The 4,083-nt window shown below is 66.9% G+C and carries 1 protein-coding gene and 1 pseudogene; both read left to right on the top strand.

The genetic code is table 11. The features are described from left to right. The first annotated feature begins 534 nt into the window (after positions 1-534). Positions 535-2,334: a long-chain-acyl-CoA synthetase gene (locus AC2W7C_RS14235; protein WP_486002022.1), complete on the top strand. Its 1,800-nt coding sequence runs from the start codon at positions 535-537 to the stop codon at positions 2,332-2,334. Between the two features lie 114 nt (positions 2,335-2,448). Continuing rightward, positions 2,449-3,317: pseudogene (motA, locus tag AC2W7C_RS14230) on the top strand (flagellar motor stator protein MotA). Positions 3,318-4,083: the final 766 nt, after the last annotated feature.

The raw sequence follows: 4,083 nt of genomic DNA, 5'->3' as shown, positions 1-4,083 counted from the left end.
CCGGCTCGTCGCCGCCCGACATCAGCATGGCCGCCGCCGCGCCGCCGATCACCACGCGCCGATCGGCGCCAGGATCATCCAGGTCTTCACCTTGCCCCGGCGCCGCGCCTTGCGGCCGCCCCGGGCGTAGACGGCACGAAGGCCTCTTCCGGCCGGTCGGGCGTGTCGGCGAAAGGCGTGATCTGATCTTCCGTGTAGGTAACGGTCATTGGATTTCCTCCATCAACGTGAGGAAGCGAACCAACGACCCGAACCACGGTTCCGTGAAATCGTGTAAGGCCCCGAAGAAACACTTTTCCGAACACAAGTAAGGCGATTGGCCACCTCAGGCATATCTCAGCTTTACTTCAATACGTCCCGCCGTTCGGCCTCTTGATCGTGACGAAGCTTACCCTGCGTCACCGCCGCATTTACGCCACGCTTCCCCGCAAACCGCCGACAAACGCACGGTTCCGATTCCCTCACCGGTTGACCGGAGGGGAAGGCTTGTTCATCACCTGAACGTCAGGGCTTTCAGGCGGAGATCGTGCGGCAATGGGTCTGGTGGCGAACATCCGGCGCGATCTCCGTTTCGCGAAGGGACTGCGCCGCCTTCTGAACCGCATCAAGCCGATCGACCTGGATAGCGCCGATCTGGTCTGTGACGACTGGGAAGAGGCGGTCGACAAATACCCCGACCACGTCGCCATCCAGGACGACCGCCGCTCGATCACCTATCGCGACCTCGACGCCATGGCCAACCGCTTCGGCCACTGGGCGCAGAGCCGCCGTCTGAAACGGGGCGACACCGTCGCCCTGGTGATGCTGAACCGCGCCGAATACATCGCCGCCTGGATGGGCTTCGCCAAGGTCGGCGTCGGCACGGCCCTGATCAACACCAACCTGACCGGCCACGCCCTGGCCCACTGCCTGACCATTTCCAACGCCTCTCAGGTCGTGAGCTGCGAGGAGTGCTGGAAGAAGGTCGAGGACGCCCGCCCCCTGGTCGGCCGCAACCTGATGCTCTGGGTGCTGGGCCTCGACGACGCCGACGAGGCGGACGAGCGCCGAGGCCTGGACAAGCCGGTCCGCAGCGGTTCATCGGTGCGCCCGGCCCGTTCGATCCGGTCCGGCCTGACCAACCGCGACACGGCCCTGTACATCTACACCTCGGGCACCACCGGCCTGCCCAAGGCGGCCAAGATCACCCATGCCCGCGCCCGCACCTACATGCGCGCCTTCGCCGGCGCGACCGGGGGGACCGACAAGGACGTCACCTTCAACGTCCTGCCGCTCTATCACTCGACCGGCGGGCTGGTCGGCATCGGCCCCGCGCTGCTGAACGGCGGGCAATTGGTGCTGCGCAAGCGCTTCTCGGCCTCGAGCTTCTGGCCGGACGTGAAGGCCTCCGGCGCGACCCTGTTCGTCTACATCGGCGAGCTGTGCCGCTATCTGGTCAACTGCCCCGAGAACCCCGACGAGCGGTCGCACAAGCTGCGCCTCGCCTTCGGCAACGGCCTGCGCCCCGACGTCTGGACGGACTTCCAGGGCCGCTTCCGCATCCCGGACATCCTCGAATTCTACGGCTCCACCGAGGGCAACGTCTCGCTGTTCAATTTCGACGGCAAGCCGGGCGCCATCGGCCGGGCGCCAGCGCTGCTGAAGAACCAGATGAATTTCCGCCTGGTGCGGTTCGACATCGATACCGAGGAGCCCGTTCGGGGCTCCGACGGCCTGTGCCAGCTGGTCAAGCCCGGCGAGGTGGGCGAGGCGATCGGCAGGATCGGCGACGACACCCGCCACGCCTTCTCCGGCTACGCCGACAAGGCCGCCTCCGACAAGAAGATCCTGCGCGACGTCTTCGCCCGCGGCGACCGCTGGTTCCGCACCGGCGACCTGATGCGGCAGGATTCCGAGGGCTACATCTATTTCATCGACCGGATCGGCGACACCTTCCGCTGGAAGGGCGAGAACGTCTCCACCGCCGAAGTGGAACAGCGCCTGGCCGACGCCCCGGGCGTCAAGGAGGTCATCGCCTACGGCGTCCCGATCCCCGGCCAGGACGGCAAGGCGGGCATGGTCGCGGTCGTGGCGGACGGCCGCTTCTCGGCCAAGGCCTTCGCCGACTGGGTCGACCAGGAGCTGCCCACCTACGCCCGCCCGGCGTTCGTGCGCCTGATCAAGTCGGCCGAGACCACCGGCACCTTCAAATACCGGAAGGTGGACCTGGTCGCCGACGGTTTCGACCCGGCCAAGGTGGACGGGCAGCTCTATGTCCGGGGCGGCAAGAGCGGCTACGCCAAGCTGTCCGACGCCGCGCGGGCGGCGATCCTCAGCGGCGAGACCCGCCTCTAGCGAACCCCGGAGCGGCGGTCGCCGAGGCGGCCCCGACAGACCGGCGTTCGCAACCGGGGATTAATCATTAACGGCGATGGTCGGGCTCTCGCGCGTTGGGGCCCTCCGTCTTCCATGTTCCAGATTATCGGCATCGTGCTGCTGTTCGCCCTGGTGTTCGGCAGCTACGTCATCTCGGGCGGGAAGTTCGAGGTGATCCTGCACGCCCTGCCGCATGAGATGATGGCGATCGGCGGCGCCGGGATCGCGGCCTTCCTGATCTCGAACTCGACCTCGGTCCTGAAGTCGACCCTGAGCGGACTGGGCAAGGCCTTCGCCGGGCCGAAGTGGAAGAAGCAGGACTACAAGGACCTGCTGTCGCTGCTGTTCCAGCTGACCAAGACGATGAAGTCCAAGGGCGTCATCGCCCTGGAAAGCCACATCGAGAAGCCGGCCGAGAGCGCCATCTTCCAGAAATACCCCAAGGTGCTGAAGGACCACTTCGCCACCGACTTCATCTGCGACACCCTGCGCATGATGACCATGAACCTCGAGGATCCCCACCAGATCGAGGACGCCATGGAGAAGCAGCTCGAGAAGCATCACCACGAGGCGCTGGGCGCGCCCACGCGCTGCAGAACCTCGCCGACGCCCTGCCCGCCCTGGGCATCGTCGCCGCCGTGCTGGGGGTCATCAAGACCATGGGCTCGATCACCGAGCCCCCCGAGATCCTGGGCGGGATGATCGGCGGCGCCCTGGTCGGCACCTTCCTGGGCGTGTTCCTGGCCTATGGCCTGGTCGGCCCCCTGGCCGCCCGCCTGAAGGCGATCGTCGACGAGGAGGCCGCCTACTACAAGATCATCCAGTCCGTGCTGGTGGCCCACCTGCACGGCAACGCCGCCCAGATCTCGGTCGAGATCGGCCGCGGCGACATTCCCTCGCCGGCGCAGCCCTCCTTCATCGAGATGGAGGAAAGCCTGGCCGCGGCGCCGATGGACGCCTGATCTCACGCCCGGTTCACGGGACCTCAACCCCGATCACGGACGTGGGAACACCGTGGCCGCTCGGCGGTTGGACCTGCGACGCATCGTGAAAGCGGACGGCCGGTCCGTCCGCGCGATCGTCGGAGGACTTCTGATGAAACTGACGACCCTGACCCTGGCCGCCGCGGCCGCCCTGGCCCTCGCGGCCTGTTCCGGCAGCGAGACGCGCCCAAGACCGAAGCCGCCGCGGACGCCGCGACGGATACCTCCGCCATGGCCCCGGCCGATGGCGCGATGGCGCCGGCCGACGGCTCGACCGCCACCGACCCCGCCCGCGACGACGACCCCCTCCGACCAATCCGGACGGAACCCCGGCCACCCCGCCGACCCTCCCGCCCGAACCGGCCACGACCCCCACGTCGCCGACCACGAGCCCGCCCGCGCAGTAACCTCGTGAAACAGAAAAGGGGTCGGCGGCGCCGGCCCCTTCTTCTTTGGCGTGACAGGGGTTCACGAATACGTGAGAATTTAACTTGCGTCGGCGCTCACGTTCCCGTTATCTCGGGCCTGCGAGGATTCATGGCCTCGTGTGACCCTTCTGAAGGAAAACCCAATGCGCATCGTTGCTCTGATCGCCGCTTCGGCCGCCGCCCTGGCTCTGGCCGCCTGCCAACCCGCCGCCGAAGACAAGGCCGCTGACGCAAGTTAAATTCTCACGTATTCGTGAACCCCTGTCACGCCAAAGAAGAAGGGCGCGCGCCGACCCTTTTCTGTTTCACGAGTTACT

This window comes from Brevundimonas sp. CURTG3B2_SDJG (assembly GCF_057364705.1).
Note: the sequence above shows the minus strand (reverse complement) of the source record. Positions and strands in the feature narration are given on the sequence as shown.

Coding starts and splice junctions, on each gene's coding strand:
- AC2W7C_RS14235 (WP_486002022.1), top strand. CDS start 535: ATGGGTCTGGTGGCGAACATCCGGCGCGATCTCCGTTTCGCGAAGGGA.